Source organism: Ligilactobacillus acidipiscis DSM 15836, assembly GCF_001435755.1.
Classification (GTDB): domain Bacteria; phylum Bacillota; class Bacilli; order Lactobacillales; family Lactobacillaceae; genus Ligilactobacillus; species Ligilactobacillus acidipiscis.
This window is the reverse complement of sequence record NZ_AZFI01000322.1, coordinates 1-801: the sequence shown is the minus strand read 5'-3', so window position 1 is coordinate 801 and position 801 is coordinate 1. Positions and strand designations below refer to the sequence as shown.

General features: G+C 28.6%; 1 protein-coding gene. It reads left to right on the top strand.

The genetic code is table 11. The features are described from left to right. The first annotated feature begins 235 nt into the window (after positions 1-235). The gene (locus FC65_RS10920; RefSeq protein ID WP_056972778.1) at positions 236-673 is read left to right on the top strand and encodes a hypothetical protein; all 438 of its coding nucleotides are present in this window, start codon (positions 236-238) and stop codon (positions 671-673) included. Positions 674-801 lie beyond the last annotated feature (128 nt).

Genomic DNA, 801 nt, shown 5'->3' with positions numbered 1-801 from the left:
ACGTAAAACAATATGCTACAAATTTAGAGCAATATTATACGACTTTACTATCTAGTGCATTAGAATCCATTCCAACTGAAACTGAAGCGTCTGCGCTTTTAATTGGATTTGGGGGAGGTTTATTACTGTTACTCGCCTTCGCCTAAATATTGAGCAAAAGCAACAATGATATATTGTTGCTTTTGCTATTTTTTTATGTAAAACTAAAACTTAGCTTTAGAAAGGACAAACCATAATGTATTTACTTTTACTTTTACTTTTTATTTTTGCATTCTTATACCTTATACCACAAAAAAAAGAAAAAAAAATACTAAAAAAACAAAATAAGTCCTCTGCTTTTTATCATAAATATTCAGCTACTATTAAAAAATTCCGTTATATATGCCTTTTAGTGGGATTTTTTATTGTTGTGAGTGCGCTCTATACACTTATAATCAAAAAGGATTTACGTATTTCACTCATGTTTGAAGCATTACTATTTTTATTTGTATTCATACAAGTCCTAACACATCTTTTTGAACAAAAGTTATTTAAAAAATATACTTTAACGAAAAAATTACCACCACTTATTTCAAAAAAAGCAGAAATCCAAAAAGCTATTGGTTTATATGGATCTGCCGTATGTTCACTATTGTTAAGTTTATTTGCCCTTCTTCTCTCAATAACGGAGTAGTACCTCAACAGCCTTATAAGCAGCAAATTCTAAACATAAAAATAACTCCAGATTTAAAAACTCCACTAAATTAAAGCTGTATCTGTTTTTAACTATTTTATATCTCAAAAACAAGACATTTCAGGGTC

Excerpts from the sequence above, each read along its gene's own strand:
- FC65_RS10920 (WP_056972778.1), top strand. The coding sequence starts at position 236 with ATGTATTTACTTTTACTTTTACTTTTTATTTTTGCATTCTTATACCTT.